The sequence below is a fragment of the Cytobacillus oceanisediminis genome, assembly GCF_003182355.1.
GTDB lineage: Bacteria > Bacillota > Bacilli > Bacillales > Cytobacillaceae > Cytobacillus > Cytobacillus oceanisediminis_A.
The window spans coordinates 23,131-40,196 of record NZ_QGTW01000005.1 but is presented as its reverse complement, the minus strand read 5'-3'; the positions used below and the strand labels follow the sequence as shown (position 1 = coordinate 40,196).

The following is a 17,066-nucleotide window of genomic DNA, read 5'->3' as shown; positions in this document are numbered from 1 at the left end:
AGCCGGTCCGTATTTAGCGGGCCGGTTTTTTTATTTGATTATGTGGCAAAAAACACTTAAAAATGAAAGACAATATACACGGCTGGGCTCAACCGTTTATAATAGTGCTATTGGAATCATTTTAATAGGGTTAATCGAGGAGCTTTTTTATGAAGGGTTTTAGTCAACTGACATTGATAAATGAAGAAACAAAAGCAGTCAGGCTTTTTATGTGGCTGTTTTATCTTATTTTTACACTATATGATTTATTTTATTATTATCTCCTTCCTCTCAATACAGGGGGCGCCCCAGGGATTCCGCAAGGCGGGCTTGGCTTCGGCTACTATATGGCCATTATCGGACTTTTGCCGGCAGCGGTATACTTCTTAAAAACAGACAGTCCCTTTAAGGTAAAATACTTATATTTTATCGGCTTTATCCTGATTGATTTTACAAATAGCATGATGATTTACTTTGGTGAATCTAAAGAGTTTCAGACAGGTAATGCTGTAGAGCTTTTTTTTATCCTATTCGCTCCGCTCTTTGTCAATAAGCGTTATTTTTGGATTATCGCAGGGGGAATGGTGAGTAAGTATCTTGTTTTAGGCTTTCTGCTGGGCAGCCAAAGGGTAATGGTGCCCATCGTGCTGCTGATCATTTTTTCAAGTGTTTCTTATGTGCTTCTGATTCGTTTCTATTCCTATATTCAATCGCTGACAAACGTTTTCCAGGAGCTCCGGCAAACCGAAAAACTGGCTGCTGTCGGACAGATGGCATCAGTAGTGGGCCATGAAGTAAGAAACCCGCTTTCCGCTTTAAAAGGCTTTACACAGCTGCAGATGGAAAGACATCCGGAAGACCGCGGCCGCTATCAAATCATGATAGAGGAAATAGACCGCATCAATCTGATTGCTGATGACCTTATGTTCCTGAGCAAGCCAAGACAGCCAATGTTTAAAAAAGTAGATTTAAACAGCCTGATTAGCTACGTCATTTCCATTATGAAGGAGCAGGCTTCCAATCAGAATATTCAATTTGAAACAAAAGACCTGGCAAATATTCCGAAAGTCGAATGTGATGAGAAGTTAATGAAGCAGGTGTTTATTAATCTCGTTAAGAACGCCATCGAATCGATGCCTGATGGGGGAGCCATTTCGATCTCAGCAAGAATGCTCCATGGCCAGCAAGTATTAATTCGCGTGAAAGATGAAGGCTGCGGTATTGTAGCTGAAAACATCGGACGAATCGGTGACCCATTTTATACAACCAAGTCAGATGGAACCGGCTTGGGACTGATGGTTACGAATCAAATCATTGAGGAACATGATGGAAGTATAGCTTTTGATAGCGAAGTAGGGAAAGGGACGGCTGTAAAAGTGACCATTCCATTGATTCAAAAAAAATAAATATGGACAAAAAATTAGGGGATGTGCATTTTATTGTACATCCTCTATTCACGTTTAGGATCAATAATCGAAAGGAAAAAGAAAAGAGAGTTAATAGTGTTTATTTACCTATTAATTATACATAATATATACTAGTTTTTTCAAAATGGATATTGCGCCGAAGGACATGACTTCAAGCCTTTTTCATCTATTTTGAATTTAATATAATCCTGCAAAACGTCTATAGAGGGTCTTGAATAAGAGAAAAAAGTGATTCAAAGTTATTTAGCGGATAAACCCCTGGAAAATGACAAAGAAAAAAATTGCGCAAGAGTTACAGACAAGCCTATCTACTCTCTATCGGAAGCTTGATAAATTTCATTTATGCTAACAGCCTGCATTAGTCATTAGTATTTCATTAAGGTTTGCAATAAGAATAAATCAGCGGTTGCCTGGCCGCTGATTCTTATGTTTATCCAGTTGTTTTTTGAGTATTGGCTCTGTAAGTTTCTGGGTACTTCTCTTCCCATAATTGGCTCATTTTTTCCCTGCCCCGTTTAATATCGGGGTTGAATTGAATAGAAGCTTGGTTACGGACTGTTTTAACATTTTGGATAGCATCCTGAAGCATTTGATTGACTCCAGGCGATTCCTTTCGACCATTTGCCTGCAGTACAATTGAATAACCCGCTGTTGTTCCTTGAGCTATTGCAATCTTACCACTTTCGATACCTGTAATATTTCCTGCTACAAAGAGTCCTGGAAGAGGGGTTTCCATTTTATCCGAGTGAAGAGGGACGTGTCCGCCCAGTTCAGGAACGTATTCAAACGGGCAGCCAGCTACCGCAACGAGTTCAGCCAGCGGGTACAGGCCTCCGGCAATGCAGACGAAATCTGCATCATATATGGAGTCTGAGCCTGGTACGATGTTTCCGGATGAATCTATATCTGCAATTCTTACACCTTCAACTTTGTCATTTCCTAAGATCTCCAAGGCTGCTTTGCGAAGCTGAAGAGAGGTACCGTTTACGTTCATGCCTTTCTTTGGGTAAAAGTTCAACCCGATCCTTCTAAGGTTGCCATTTTTCATTAATCTGCTGCCAGCCCGCAGAAGGGGAGAAGGGGCAAGGTGTGCGGCTCCCAGCAAAGATTTCATTACTTCTTCTGGTTCACCAGCTTTTTGGCTCAACTCATTTTTTTCCGGCAATACCACTCGGTCAACATGTATGCCGGCAATCTGTAATTCATTTAAAATAGCAAAAGCGAGAATATTTGCCCCAATAATAATCCCTTTTTTGCCAACTTGGACCCGGTGGACATTGGTCATTACTTGAGCAGCACCAATCGACATCACCCCAGGTAGCGTCCACCCGGGAATGGGAATAGGGTACTCTGCAGCTCCAGTCGCAACCAGTACATACGGTGCCTCCAGGGTACCCATGCTTGTGTGCACGTTCCACATATCATCATTTTTCTCCAGATTATAAACGGATGCGCCGCAGCGGATTTCAACCATTAGGTTTTCCGCTTCCCTGTGAAGGCGGTGGGATTCCTTGATTCCATTCCACCACTTACCTGAAGGCTCTTCATGAAGCTGACCCAGTAATCTGCCCCCTGGCTTTAGAAACTCATCAACGACTGTTACTTTTAGTCCGTAGCCGGCACATGCAATGGCTCCTGCTAAACCAGCCGGACCTGCTCCAATGACAATGACGTCTCTCATCGGTTCTCCACCATCCTTTTTACAATATTAGGATGCTGTTTGCCGCTTTCCACAACCATGTTTTTTTGAACAGGTGTAAGGCAGGCTCTGACGTTTGGCTGTCCATTGACCGTTACTCTGCACTCCATACAATGGCCAATATTGCAATAAATGCCGCGGGGAGATCCGCTTTCTTCATGTAAACGCAATGCTCTAATCCCATTTGCCAGAAGTGCTGCTGCAATGGATTCATTTTCATGTGCTTCATATTTTACTCCATTAAAATAAAAGGAACATGGATGATACTCATCTAAATTTCCTAGAATAGGGTGATGAATGATCCTCCTCATCGTTTATCACCTACTGTTCCAAAAGTAACTGGCCTAATTGGGGGCTGATATTTTAGCGGTATTTCACTCATTTTTACTTCAGGAATAACATTTTCAATTATTCGATCAAGAACGACTCTGCAAGTTCGTCCACCGCAGAAGCCCATTCCGGCTCTTGATCTTAGTTTTAATTCTCGTGCTGAGCATTTATGTTCAGCTGCAGTAGAGTAAAGCTGATCATAGGTAACTTCTTCGCAGCGGCAAATAATCATTTCTTTTGTCATCGGATTTCCTCCTCCACTTTGATATGCATATATCATGCAAAAAGCGTACCAACATAAAGAGGGATAGATGATTTATCGAGACCTTTCGGAATTTGTTATTTCATACCAAGCTTTTTCAGCCGATTATATAAGGTAGCTCTGGTCACTCCAAGCTGCTTGGCGCATTCAAGTTTATTTCCTTTAACCAGATCCAGAGCACGCTGTATAACTTTTCTTTCATGTTCATCCAATTCCTGCTCCAATGATCTAATGTCTCTGTCCATTTGTTCATTGTCTGAAAAATGTTTAACAGAAGGGGCTGTGCTGATTGATGTACTCTGATTAAAAGGCAGGTATTCTTTCCGAATGATTCCATCAGTAGCAAAAACGACTAGCCTTTCAGCTACATTGCGGAGTTCCCGAATATTGCCTGGCCACTCATAATTAAGCATTTCCTCCATTACATCTTGAGGAAACTCATAGATTGGGCGCTGGTACATCAGCGAAAAATCGTTTAAAAAGTAATGGCTTAATTCGTAAATATCTTCTCGCCGCTCCCTTAATGGAGGAATGTGCAAACTAACAACATTTAAACGATAAAATAAGTCTTCGCGAAAATGTCCCTCTTTCATTAACTCCTCCAGATTACGATTTGTGGCTGCGATAACCCTGAAGTCCGCATCAATTTCCTTTTCACCGCCAACGCGAAAGTACCTTCGCTCTTGTAAAACTCTCAGCAGCTTTACCTGCATTTCCAGCGGCATTTCGCCAATTTCATCGAGAAAAAGTGTCCCACCCTTTGCTAATTCTATTTTTCCTTTCTTACCTCTCTGATCAGCCCCTGAGAATGCGCCTCTTTCATAGCCGAATAGCTCACTTTCAAATAATGAAGCTGGTATGGCGCCGCAGTTAATAGAAACAAAAGGGGACTTCGACCCTTCACTGGCTTCATGTATAGCTTTTGCAAAAACTTCTTTACCAACGCCGCTTTCTCCCAAAATAAGAACGGTAGATTTAACAGAACAAACTTTTTTTGCTAGATAAATGGTTTTTTGAAGACCAGGACTTTTTCCTTTAATTGATTCAAAAGGGTCATGAGTATGCTTAAATTTAGCGACTTCCTGTTCTAAACGATGCACCTCTGCTGACATGTCAAATAATTTATCGTTCAGTAAAACCTGATTGGTAATATCTGTTTCTGAGACCACAGCACCGATAATTTTATGATTAAAATAAACTGGATTAGAGTTGATGAGGACAAATAAATCGGATCGTGCCTGATGACGCTGCTTGCGAATTCTTTTTCCAGTATGTAAGGTTTCAAGAATTTGGAGCTTGTTTTTTTCAAAGAAATCAGTAATTTTCCTGCCGATAATTTTTTGCTTGTTGACGGAAAATATCCTTTCTGCACCCTCAGTCCATGTGCACACACGCTCATCAGCATCAATAACTGTCACCGATGAATCTGTCGTTTGAATGACGGTGTCATAAAATGCTTTTAGTTGTTTCGTTGAATCATAGAGATATTCCATCATTTCATAAGAGGTAATATATCCTGCAGGATTGTGGCTTTCATCAAGAACAACAACAGTATCATATCTCTTAAATAATGGGACGAGTGCTTCGATTTCATCATTTTCTTGAATAATACCACAGCAAGTTTTTATACCTTTTTCAGGTAAGCAGATCCAATAGTCTCCACTTTCTTCACGCGTGACCTCCCACTTTAGATTTTTTCTAAAATTGTTTTTCATTATTTTTTGCACAGAGGGACTAGAAACAAGCATAGGGCCTCCTTAATGTGTCTAAAAATTTATACAGTGTAAAATTTATTATACCTTAGTTGTCTAAAAATTTTAAATATTTTATCTCTAATAGAGAAATCGGCTTGGCACGCTACTTGCATCTCTATAAAATGAAAAAGTTAAATGAAAGGGGGATCAAAAATTGAATCATTGTGATGTTCTGATTATTGGCGGTGGGATTATTGGATGTTCGATTGCCTATTATGCTGCTAAATCAGGCAGAGACGTAACGATTCTCGAAAAAGGAGAATTTGTCAGCGGAACCTCTTCACGCTGTGATGGGAATATTTTGGCCATAGACAAAGATCCAGGTTTTGATAGCCAAATGTCGCTGCTTAGCCAAAAGCTTGTAGATGAATTAAGCGGAGAGTTGGAACAGCCTTTTGAGTACCGGGCCCCGGGGAGCATCTTGGTTTGCGAGTCAGACGAAGAGATGGAAGCAGCCCAACAATGGGTCAACCGGCAAAAAGCCGCTGGACTGCCCTTTAGGATGCTGGATAGGCAAGATATTCGCCAGGAATCAGCTTTCTTTGCGGACGATTTGTTGGGTGGTTTGGAGTGTGCTACAGATTCAACGGTAAATCCTTATCTGCTAGCATTCTCTCTGCTTGAAGGTGCGAAGAAGATGGGAGCAAAAGCATACAAACAAACTGAAGTGAAATCGATGAAAAAACAACAAGATACAGGCTCTTTTAAAATTGAGACTTCGAATGGAATCTTCACTGCTGATCACGTTGTCAATGCAGCTGGGGTTTGGGCACCAAGATTAGGAAGAATGCTGGATCTTTCGATTCCTATTGAGCCAAGAAAAGGCCATATAATCGTGGCTTCGAGGCAGCAGCATGTAGGTTCTAGGAAAGTAATGGAGTTTGGATACTTAATTTCCAAGTTTGGCGGGGAGAGGAGAGTCGATCCTCTGACAGAAAAATATGGGGTGGCTCTTGTATTTGAACCGACAGAGAGCCAAAACTTTTTAATCGGCAGCAGCAGGGAGTTTGTCGGGTTTAATACGAAAGTTAACAATGAGATTATTAAATGCATAGCAAACCGGGCCATCCGTTTTTATCCGAAAATGGCTGATATGATGGTGATTCGCTCCTATGCAGGATTGCGTCCTTGGACAGAGGATCATTTGCCGATTGTTTCAAGAGTGGATGAAATTCCAAATTATTATATTGCTTCCGGCCATGAAGGTGATGGCATCAGCCTTGCAGCCGTTACAGGGAAATTGGTGGAAGAGATGATTAATAAGAAGAAAACGTCTATTCCTATTGACCCGCTTAGCTATAATCGCTTCTCTGGAAAGGTGTTGAGCAGATGAGAGCAAAAAAAGTGTTTACCACGATAGATACGCATACCGGCGGCAACCCGACAAGGACCTTAATTAGCGGACTTCCTGAATTGAAAGGTGCTACGATGTCGGAAAAAATGCTTCATATGAAGAGGGAGTATGATTGGATTCGCCAGCTTCTAATGAATGAACCTCGTGGTCATGATGTCATGTCGGGGGCTTTAATTACGGCCCCTTGCCATCCGAAAGCCGATATTGGTGTAATTTACATTGAAACCGGCGGCTATTTGCCTATGTGTGGACATGACACCATTGGTGTATGTACAGCTCTTGTTGAATCAGGGTTAATCCCTGTCCAGGAGCCCGTTACTTCATTAAAATTGGATACGCCTGCAGGCCTGGTGGAAGTGGAGATCAAGGTGGAGGAAGGGAAAGCGAGGGAAGTGTCCTTTTGTAATGTACCGGCATTTCTGATAAAAACCGTTTCGGTCCATGTGGACGGAATTGGACAAGTTCAAGCAGACATCGCATATGGAGGAAATTTCTACGCAATCATTGACGCAAAATCGATTGGCTTAGAGTTAGTGCCAGAAAATGCATCGATGATCATCGAGAGGGCTATCGATATTCGTAATACAATTAATGATGCAACTGAAATTATTCATCCGCAGTATCCCTTTATAAGAGGATTGACTCACGTTGAGTTTTATACAGATCCATCTCATGGGTCTGCACATGTGAAAAATACAGTGGTTGTTCCGCCTGGAGGAATTGATCGCTCTCCTTGTGGAACCGGCACTTCTGCTAAGCTGGCTGTGCTCTATGCTAATCAGCAGATTGCAATTGGTGAAGAGTTTGTTCATGAAAGCATCGTAGGTTCACTATTCCGGGGAAGTGTGCTGAATACAGCTAGCGTAGAAGGTGTTGAAGCTATTATAACCAGAATCACGGGTTCTGCCTGGTTAATGGGGATGCACCGATTCTTTTACCATGAAGAAGATCCACTCAAAAAGGGATTTCTGCTGATACCCCCGATGGAACATGAAACGGAGGAAGTGAAATGAAAATACAAAAGGCATATTCAACAACAGACGTACATGTTGCAGGAGAGGCCTTCCGTATAATCAGCGGTGCACCATTTGTACATTATCAGAGCCTTGAACAATTGCAAGAACAGCTTCCTCATGTTTTTGGTGAAGAGATAAATTTTTTATTAAAAGAACCGCGCGGGTTTGCAGGTTTAAATGGCTGTCTTGTTGTTCCTCCTATTAGCCTTGAAGCAGATGCAGCAGTCGTGTTCTTCAATCATGAAGGACCAGTTCCCCTTCAGTATGGCGGTGTGGCGGCTGTTATCACAGCTCTGCTGGAATGCGGGCAGCTGCAGCCTCAAACATCACATGAATATAACATTGAAACCATCAGCGGTGTCGTAGCCGTTAAGGCAGTTATGGAACAGGATGAAGTGATTTCTGTATCAATAAAATTAGAACCAAGTAAAGTTATCCAGAGAAATGTGCCGCTGTCTCTGGAAGGTTCCAGAGCAACCTATTCGCTTGTGCAGGCAGGTGAATTATATGCGGTATTTAATCAGAAAGATGCATCACCAAGGATCCTTGTTGAAGAGCTTTCCGGATTAAAGAGATGGGGACAAGCTGCTATTGAAGCTTTGAGATCATCAACTTCTGCAAAAGGTGTCATTTTAATGGATGATTCAGCTCTTAAAGAAAACAAACTGAAGTCCATTACCTTTCGGGAGGACGGCTACATCGTCCGGTCACCCGGCTTTGGGCCGGGAGCGGCGTGTCTTGCAAGCAGCATTCATTGCAGCGGTATCGGACTTGAGGAACCTGTTGTTAATGAAAGTATTTACGGCGGCAGGCTTGAGTTGAAAATAGTCCAGGAAATAGATGGGAGCTACCAGTGTAAAGTGACAACCAGGGGCTTTATTACAGGTATGCAGACATTTGTTTTAGATCCGACAGACCCTTTATACGATGGATTTTTATTAAAATAAGAGTTCTGATTATTGTGACTGTTTTCAATAGATTAAAGGAGGAATCTTATGGCTGATAAAAAAAGGCTTCCCACTATGGCAGAGGTAATGTTTGTATTAGTGAGCTTTGTGGTCATCATGTATCTGTTTGTTGCTCGAATTGGACTTCCGATTCAACTGGCACTTTTTGTTTCATGGTTTGTGATAATGCTTGTCGGTTTGAAAATCGGCTACAGATATTTAGAAATGCAGAAGGGCATATTGAATGGAATTAATAACGGACTTGAAGCAGTTTTAGTTTTAGTGACAGTCGGTGCGCTAATTGGTACATGGATTGCGGGCGGAATTGTTCCAAGTATTATCTATTACGGGTTGACGATCATTAACCCGACTATTTTTCTATTTGCTGCATTTGCCATCTGTACAGTAACATCACTGGCTACAGGTACATCTTTCGGTACAGCAGGAACAGCAGGAATCGCTATGATGGGGATCGGCCATAGCTTTGGCATTCCCATTGAACTAGTTGCGGGTGCAGTCATTTCTGGTGCCTATGTGGGGGATAAACTATCGCCATTGTCAGATACAACGGTCATGACAGCCTCCCTTTCGAAAGTTAATCTTGTTGAACATATTAAGTCAATGCTCTATGTCAGTACCCCTGCCTGGATTATTACAGGAATACTATTTTTATTAACTGGCTTTTTCTATGTAAATGGGAGCGGAGATTTAAGCCGGGCAGAAGCCACTATGGATTCTCTTCAAACTCATTTTAGCGTCTCTTGGTACATGCTGATTCCGGCCGCAATTGTCATAATCATGCTGGCTATGAAGATGCCATCAATTCCTACAATCGCTTTTGGCGCCTTGTTGGGATCTCTTTGGGCATTCCTGTTTCAGGATATGTCCATGCTGGACTCTATTAAAACGTCCTATAATGGGTTTGCCATTGAATCAGGCGTCGATTTTATAGACAATCTATTGAATCGCGGGGGAATCGTCTCCATGCTTGAAGTAATTGTGCTGATCCTTTTTGCACTAGGTGTTGGCGGATTAATGGAGCATATTGGCATTTTACAGGTGATATGCAATAAGATGCTTTCCTGGGCTAATAACTCCGGCAATGTGACTTTATCAACCATTATCGCAGGGTTTTTCGGCAACTTTTTCGGAGGGGCAGCTTATGTATCGATCATTACTGCCAGCAAAATTACCGAGAAAAATTACGATCGCCTCGGGATTGATAGAAGAGTATTATCACGGAACACAGAATCTGGCGGAACACTGACAACCCCGATGGTTCCATGGAGTGATGGAGGGGTCTACATGGCAACCGTATTAGGTGTCACGACTTTAGCTTATTTGCCGTTCCTTTGGTTTAACTTTATTGCCTTAGCAATCGCTATCCTTTATGGATATACAAATAAGTTTATTTGGTATACGGAAAGTGAGCCAACCAATCAAAGTATATCTGAAAATAAAGCTATTAATCTTTGATGAAAATATTCTATAAATAGGAGGAAAAAAAATGACCAGTATTAGAGGAGCATATCCTGTTTTAATTACCCCAATGAATAAAGCCCAGGAGATTGATTGGGGCGGAGTAAAAAATAATGTAAATTATTTTGCAGACCAAGGGGTAGCTGGATTAGTCATTAACGGGAGTACAGGAGAATTCGTTAGTTTATCAAAAGAAGAAAAGTTCCAAATGGTTGAAACAGTATTAAAAGAAGTGAATGGCCGTCTGCCAGTTATTGTTGGTACGGCAGCTGAAACAACAAAGGAAACGATTGAATATACGAAACAAGCGGAAGCAAGCGGTGCAGACTGCGCACTTATTATTAATCCTTATTACATGAAGCCCAAGGAAGAGGAAATCTATTATCACTTTAAAGAAGTCTCTGATTCTGTGAATATCCCAATCATGCTTTATAACAATCCATTTACGTCTGGTGTTGATATGAGTACCGAACTCATGCTGAAGATTAGCAAAGAGTGTGAAAAGGTTACTCATATTAAAGAATCAAGCGGGGATATCCGTAAAGTGCGTGATCTTTCCAGACTAGGAAGCACCGAAATTTTTTGCGGTGCAGAGGAATTGGTGATGGAATCTTATTTGGTTGGTGCAACAGGCTGGATTTCTGTAGCTGGCAATGTTGTTCCAAAGCTAGTGACAGATATGTTCAACCATTTCCAAAATGGTGAATTAGAGAAAGCATGGGAGATTAATGACCGCATTCTGCCGCTTTGCGCTTTCCTTGAAGGGTCAGGAAAATATGTGCAAATCGTTAAAAGAGCAATGGAGCTAACAGGCCAAGCTGGAGGGCCTTCCCGTTACCCTCGCCTTGGATTAACGCCTGAGGAAGACCAAAAGCTAAAAGATATTCTATCTAACCTATCTGCTGTTTCACAATTTTAAAAACGAATGCTGGGTGAGGGAAGCAGCTCTCTTCACCTAGTAAAATAAGGAGGAAAAAACATGTTAACTGCTCAAATCGAATTGAAGCCAAAGGTAAAAGCATTCTTGGAAGAAGATATCGGCCTTTTTATCAATGGCCAATTTGTCCCTTCCGTAAGCGGCAAAACATTTGAAACAGTTAATCCTGCAACAGAAGAAGTTCTTGCGGCCGTCAGTGAAGCTCAGGAAGAAGATATTGATTTGGCGGTCAAAGCAGCCCGCCAGGCATTTGAAAAGGGAGTATGGCCAAATCTTAATGCAGCAAAACGGGCGCACTTAATTTATAAATTAGCCGATCTGATTGATGAAAACAAAGAAGAACTGGCACAATTAGAAGCTCTCGATAATGGAAAGTCCTATCAGGTTGCACTTCAGGATGACATACCAGCAACAGTGGAGCACTACCGTTACTATGCCGGATGGGCAACGAAAATTCTTGGGCAGACATTTCCGATCTCTAAAGACTATTTAAATTACACTAGGCATGAACCAATTGGTGTTGTCGGCCAAATTATACCGTGGAACTATCCTTTAGTTATGTCAGCCTGGAAAATGGGCGCAGCGCTTGCAACCGGATGTACGATTGTCCTAAAACCAGCTGAACAGACTCCATTGTCACTGTTATACACAGCACAGTTATTTAAGGAAGCTGGCTTCCCTGATGGAGTTGTTAATTTTGTTCCTGGTTTTGGCCAGACAGCTGGTGCTGCAATTGTGAATCATCAGGATGTAGAAAAGGTGGCTTTTACAGGCTCAACCGTGACTGGGAAATATATTATGCGCCAGGCCGCTGAAACGATAAAAAATGTTACATTGGAGCTCGGAGGAAAGTCCCCAAATATTATTTTGGAGGATGCAGATTTATCTGAAGCCATTCCAGGTGCCTTCAACGGAATCATGTATAACCATGGCCAAAATTGCAGTGCAGGCTCCAGGATATTCGTCCATAGCAAGCACTATGACCAAGTAGTTAAGGAATTAGCGGAAATGGCGAATAACGTGAAGCTTGGTGCTGGCATGGATAATGGTACGGAAATGGGTCCGCTCGTTTCAAAGAAACAGCAGGAGCGTGTCCTTGATTATATTGAAAAAGGTAAAGTGGAAGGGGCAAGAGTAGCAGCAGGAGGTGAAAAAGCCTTCGATAAAGGGTATTTTGTACAGCCGACAATCTTCGCTGACGTAACAGACGATATGACGATCGCAAAAGAAGAGATCTTCGGTCCGGTTGTTTGTGTGCTTAAATTTGATACAGTCGACGAAGTGATCGAAAGAGCAAATAATACACCATATGGCCTTGCAGCGGGTGTCTGGACGGAAAACATTAAGACCGGCCATAAAGTCGCTAATGCTCTTAAAGCTGGAACCGTATGGATTAATGATTATAATCTTGAAGATGCAGCAGCACCATTTGGAGGCTATAAGCAATCAGGCATTGGACGAGAAATGGGATCATATGCACTGGATAACTATACGGAAGTGAAAAGTGTTTGGGTAAACCTGAAGTAATGTATTAACAAAAGCTTTTTCTTTCAATGTCTACTATTTTCTCAGCAGGATATTAATGCAGCCAAACACCTAAAAACTCAAGTTTCTGCCGGTAAAAAGACGAAGAAAGAGGACATTAAGATTTATTATTGGATGTTTCTCGATATAAAGTAGACCGATTACAGTAAAGTGAAGTTAAAAAATGGTTGAGGAATAGATGGATTAACATACTCTACGGCAAAAAAACAGAGGAAGAAGGAAGTTCAGTTAGCCAGGGTAGAACAAACGGGTGCGTGGGAGTAGGATCTCGACAACTTAACTGTTCGCACCCTATTTGTAGAATGATGTTTGAGGCTGGTTGGGACATATAATCTCGCAAACTAAGCGAAGCTATGGAACTACAGAAAGGTATAAGGAATACTGGTAAGTAAAACTGAGGGAGAGATAATTAATGAATCCAGTCGTTGGCCTGGATGTAGCCAAAGGAGAAAGTGAAGATCAAGCCTAAGACATATCTTTTGAAAATAGCTTCAGTGTAAAGCATACCAAGGAGGATTTAGATTCATTTATTTTTTTTGAGAGAATACTGGGATCCAAGGGCAGGTATAGTTAAATAATTTGAAAAAAACAGCATCCGTTTCGGATGCTGTTTTTTATTAGGGATATAGGCCCTGTTTTTTACGGAAACTTAATAATTTCACTATTATAATCACCACTATTTACTCATTCTCAAATAAGTCAAAAAATAGATAAAATTGAGAATGGATATAATCCAATTCTACTAATTTGCAAGGAGATGTATTTTTTTGAAAAAGCCTATGCGCAAATTTGGCAAAACGGTTATGGCCACTACCATGGCGTTATCTGTTTTAGCTTTTCCTATTTCATATGACTCTGTCATGGCTGCTAAGCCCGACCATGCCGGAAAACAAGAGCAAAAATACAGTCATGAAGTAAAACTTCGTATTTTAGGTACGACAGACATTCATACGCATCTATATAACTATGACTATTACAAAGATATGGAAACTGTTGAATTTGGACTTGCCAAAACTGCTACTTTGATTAAACAAGCCAGAGAGGAAGTAAGGAACTCTCTATTATTTGATAATGGTGACTTAATTCAAGGAAATCCACTCGGTGATTACAAAGCGAAAGTGGACAAGCTTGAGGACGGGGAAGTTCATCCGGTCTTTAAAGCTATGAAGCTTTTAGACTATGATGCTGCAACAGTAGGAAACCATGAATTTAACTACGGACTGGACTATCTGGATGAAGTTCTTGATGATTCCCCATTTCCTTATGTAAATGCAAACGTTTATAAGGACGATCAAGATAATGATCCGACAAATGATGAAAACTACTTTAAACCATATAAAATTATCAATAAAAAAGTGGTAGATGAAAGAGGCAGAACCCAAGTGATCAAGGTTGGGGTAATTGGTGCAGTTACGCCGCAAATTACCCAATGGGATAAAGCCAATCTTGACGGGAAAGTCATAACAAAAGACATCGTTAAATCAGTAGAATCCAATATTACTAAGATGAAGGAAGAAGGCGCGGACCTTATTATCGCGCTTGCACACTCCGGAATGGGTGATGCTGCTTATACGGAGATGGAAGAAAACGCCGCTTATGACTTAACAAAGGTAGATGGTATTGATGCGGTTATTTCGGGTCACAACCATAAAACCTTCCCGGGCGATTTTACCGATCTGCCTGGAGTTAACCCTGAAAAGGGAACAGTAAACGGAGTTCCGTTTATTATGCCAGGCAACTGGGGCAATCAGCTTGGAGTTATGGATCTGACGGTTGTAAAGGAAAAGGGCAAGTGGAAGGTTAAGGATTCCGATTCAACAGTAAGAGCTATTTTTAAAAGCTACAAAAATGAGGCCGGAGCAACCGTTAAGGAAAGCCTTGCTGATGCTGATCCTGCCATTTTAGAAGCCGTAAAGGAAGAACATGAGGGCACTGTCAATTACGTTCGCCAGCCTGTAGGCGAAACAACTGCTGATATTCATAGCTACTTTGCGCTTGTAAAAGATGATCCATCTATTCAAATTGTAACGAATGCCCAGAAATGGTATATCGAAAAGCAATTAAAAGGGACAGCAGACGAAAGTACGCCAGTGCTTTCTGCGGGAGCACCGTTTAAAGCAGGCGGACGGAATGGCGCCAGCTACTATACTTATATCCCTGAAGGCACAATTGCCATTAAAAATGTAGCCGACCTTTACTTGTACCCAAATACAGTGGCAACTGTAAAAATTAAAGGATCCGACGTAAAAGAATGGCTTGAAATGTCTGCAGGCCAGTTCAATCAGGTTAATGAAAATGAGGCAGGAGAGCAGTCACTTATTAATAATGATTTCCCTACCTATAACTATGATGTAATTGATGGTGTAACATATGAAATCGACGTTACAGAACCAGCCAAGTACGATAAAGATGGCAAGCTGGTAAATCCTGATGCAAGCAGAATTAAAAACCTGCAATATAATGGAGCTCCAATTGATCTCGATCAGGAATTTATTGTTGTTACAAACAACTATCGTGCAAGCGGAAACTTCCCTGGCGTCAGAAATAATACGGCAGTAGAGCTCTATCCGGATGAAAATCGCCAGGCAATCATTGATTATATCCGCGAAGAACAAACCATTGATCCTTCTGCTGATTCAAACTGGTCATTTGCACCGGTAACTGGAGAAGTAAACGTAACATTTGAATCTTCTCCAGAGGCAAAAGATGCAATTGCTGAAAACAGCGGAATCAATTATGTAGGTGAAGCAAGCAATGGTTTCGGAAAATACTCTCTTCAGTTTCCTGTTGCAGATGAAAATAATGAACCATTCGATGTCCAGCTGTTAGGCATTAACGACTTTCATGGACAGCTTGATACATTTAGTTCAAGCTTAAATGCAGGCGGCGTAGAGTATTTAGCTGCACACTTAAAGCAGCGGGAAGCAACAAACCCTAATACATTTATGCTCCATGCTGGTGATGCAGTAGGCGCGAGTTCTCCTGTTTCAGCTCTTCTTCAGGATGAGCCAACAATTAAAATGTTAAATGAAATTGGGTTTGATTTGGGGACAGTTGGCAATCACGAGTTTGACGAAGGTGTTGAGGAGATGCTTCGCTTAATTAATGGTGGAAGCCATCCTAATACCGTAGAAAAATATGGTGAGTTTGAGGGTGCAAACTTTCCTTATGTCGCTGCCAACGTAGTGGACTCAGTGACAAAGGAACCGATCCTTGCCCCATATGAAATTAAAGAAGTAAACGGTGTTCCGATCGCTTTTATCGGTATTGCATATTCCGATACCCCATCTATCGTTACTCCAAGCGGGACAGCAGGGGTAGAGTTCACAGATGAAGCGGAAGCGATTAATAAGTACACTGCAGAGCTAAAAAAGGAAGGTATCAAATCCATTGTAGTCATTACTCATAATCCTGCAAAATCTGGTTTGGATGGGTCTAACCCTCAAGAGGAACTGGTTGATATTGCAAATGCAGTTGATGATGAAGTAGATGTTTTGTTCGGCGGCCATAATCACCAATATACAAATACAGTGGTTGACGGCAAGTTACTTGTTCAATCCTATTCCTATGGAACTGCCTTTTCTGATGTTGATTTAACGATTGATCCAGTTACGAAAGATATTGTGGCTAAAAAAGCTGAAATTGTGAATACAACTCGCGATATTGAACCTGATGTTGAAATTAAGCAAATGCTTGACACATATATTGCTGATGTTGCCCCTATTTTAAATGAAGTGATTGGCTATACTTCAATAGGAGTCAGCAGAGAGACTAATGCTGATGGAGAATCGCCAATGGGTAACTTGATTGCGGATTCCATGATTGAGCAAACCGGAACAGATTTTGCCTTCATGAACTCAGGCGGGGTCCGTGCAAGCATCGATGCAGGTGAGATTACTTGGAAAGAAGCCTTTACTGTACAGCCATTTGGCAATGACTTGGTAACATTGACATTGACCGGTGCCCAAATTAAAGAGCTTTTTGAACAGCAGTGGGGTTCAAAAGAAAGAATCATGCACGTTTCTGGCATAAAGGTGACGTATGATTCTTCAAAAGAAGCGGGCAACCGTATTGTTTCTTTAGTTAAAAATGATGGTACTGCTATTGATCCTAATATGGAATATACAGTAACAGTTAACAATTATATGGCAGATGGCGGGGACGGCTATAGCGTACTTCTAAACGGCAAAAACCGTACAGTCGATATTGTTGACCTAGATGCTTTAATCAACTATATTAAAGCCAATGAAGAGGTAAATCCAGCAGTTGAAGGCAGAATTACAAAATTAAATAAATAATCTGTTAGAGTACCGGCTGTATATGCTGGTACTCTTTTC

At 41.4% G+C, this 17,066-nt stretch carries 13 protein-coding genes; 9 read left to right on the top strand and 4 right to left on the bottom strand.

Features of this window, described 5'->3' with window-relative positions; translation table 11 throughout:
* The first annotated feature begins 149 nt into the window (after positions 1–149).
* Both DFO73_RS11040 and DFO73_RS29810 read left to right on the top strand, forming a co-directional pair.
* Entirely contained in the window at positions 150–1,385 is a 1,236-nt protein-coding gene (locus DFO73_RS11040) for an ATP-binding protein (RefSeq protein ID WP_110064849.1), read from the top strand.
* 286 nt (positions 1,386–1,671) lie between these two features.
* Positions 1,672–1,755, top strand: a complete 84-nt coding sequence (locus DFO73_RS29810) for a helix-turn-helix domain-containing protein (RefSeq protein WP_110064848.1) — start codon at positions 1,672–1,674, stop codon at positions 1,753–1,755.
* A gap of 81 nt (positions 1,756–1,836) precedes the next feature.
* Here DFO73_RS29810 and DFO73_RS11030 read toward each other — a convergent pair whose 3' ends face one another.
* The 4 genes from DFO73_RS11030 to DFO73_RS11015 all read right to left on the bottom strand — a co-directional run bounded on the left by DFO73_RS11030 (position 1,837) and on the right by DFO73_RS11015 (position 5,445).
* Positions 1,837–3,087 (bottom strand): NAD(P)/FAD-dependent oxidoreductase, encoded by a 1,251-nt coding sequence (locus DFO73_RS11030; protein ID WP_110064847.1) that lies wholly within the window; start codon positions 3,085–3,087, stop codon positions 1,837–1,839.
* Positions 3,084–3,416 carry a (2Fe-2S)-binding protein gene (locus DFO73_RS11025; RefSeq protein ID WP_110064846.1) on the bottom strand — a complete coding sequence of 111 codons (333 nt, stop codon included), beginning with the start codon at positions 3,414–3,416 and terminating at the stop codon, positions 3,084–3,086. Before DFO73_RS11025 ends, DFO73_RS11030 begins: the two co-directional genes overlap by 4 nt.
* Entirely contained in the window at positions 3,413–3,679 is a 267-nt protein-coding gene (locus DFO73_RS11020) for a (2Fe-2S)-binding protein (RefSeq protein WP_110064845.1), read from the bottom strand. Before DFO73_RS11020 ends, DFO73_RS11025 begins: the two co-directional genes overlap by 4 nt.
* A gap of 95 nt (positions 3,680–3,774) precedes the next feature.
* The gene (locus DFO73_RS11015; protein ID WP_110064844.1) at positions 3,775–5,445 is read right to left on the bottom strand and encodes a sigma-54 interaction domain-containing protein; all 1,671 of its coding nucleotides are present in this window, start codon (positions 5,443–5,445) and stop codon (positions 3,775–3,777) included.
* 160 nt (positions 5,446–5,605) lie between these two features.
* Here DFO73_RS11015 and DFO73_RS11010 point away from each other — a divergent pair, with 160 nt between their 5' ends.
* From DFO73_RS11010 to DFO73_RS10975, 7 genes are all read left to right on the top strand, one after another.
* Entirely contained in the window at positions 5,606–6,784 is a 1,179-nt protein-coding gene (locus tag DFO73_RS11010) for an NAD(P)/FAD-dependent oxidoreductase (RefSeq protein ID WP_110064843.1), read from the top strand.
* On the top strand, positions 6,781–7,818 hold the full coding sequence (locus DFO73_RS11005; RefSeq protein WP_110064842.1) for a proline racemase family protein: 1,038 nt from the start codon (positions 6,781–6,783) through the stop codon (positions 7,816–7,818). Before DFO73_RS11010 ends, DFO73_RS11005 begins: the two co-directional genes overlap by 4 nt.
* Entirely contained in the window at positions 7,815–8,768 is a 954-nt protein-coding gene (locus DFO73_RS11000) for a proline racemase family protein (protein WP_110064841.1), read from the top strand. The genes DFO73_RS11005 and DFO73_RS11000 overlap by 4 nt, the downstream gene beginning before the upstream one ends.
* A gap of 48 nt (positions 8,769–8,816) precedes the next feature.
* A complete protein-coding gene (gene nhaC / locus DFO73_RS10995; protein ID WP_110064840.1) occupies positions 8,817–10,244 on the top strand; it encodes a Na+/H+ antiporter NhaC in 1,428 nt (475 codons plus the stop codon).
* Between the two features lie 31 nt (positions 10,245–10,275).
* Positions 10,276–11,166 (top strand): 4-hydroxy-tetrahydrodipicolinate synthase, encoded by an 891-nt coding sequence (dapA, locus tag DFO73_RS10990; protein ID WP_110064839.1) that lies wholly within the window; start codon positions 10,276–10,278, stop codon positions 11,164–11,166.
* Between the two features lie 60 nt (positions 11,167–11,226).
* Positions 11,227–12,711: an aldehyde dehydrogenase family protein gene (locus tag DFO73_RS10985; protein WP_110064838.1), complete on the top strand. Its 1,485-nt coding sequence runs from the start codon at positions 11,227–11,229 to the stop codon at positions 12,709–12,711.
* A gap of 785 nt (positions 12,712–13,496) precedes the next feature.
* A complete protein-coding gene (locus tag DFO73_RS10975; protein ID WP_258309397.1) occupies positions 13,497–17,027 on the top strand; it encodes a bifunctional 2',3'-cyclic-nucleotide 2'-phosphodiesterase/3'-nucleotidase in 3,531 nt (1,176 codons plus the stop codon).
* Positions 17,028–17,066 lie beyond the last annotated feature (39 nt).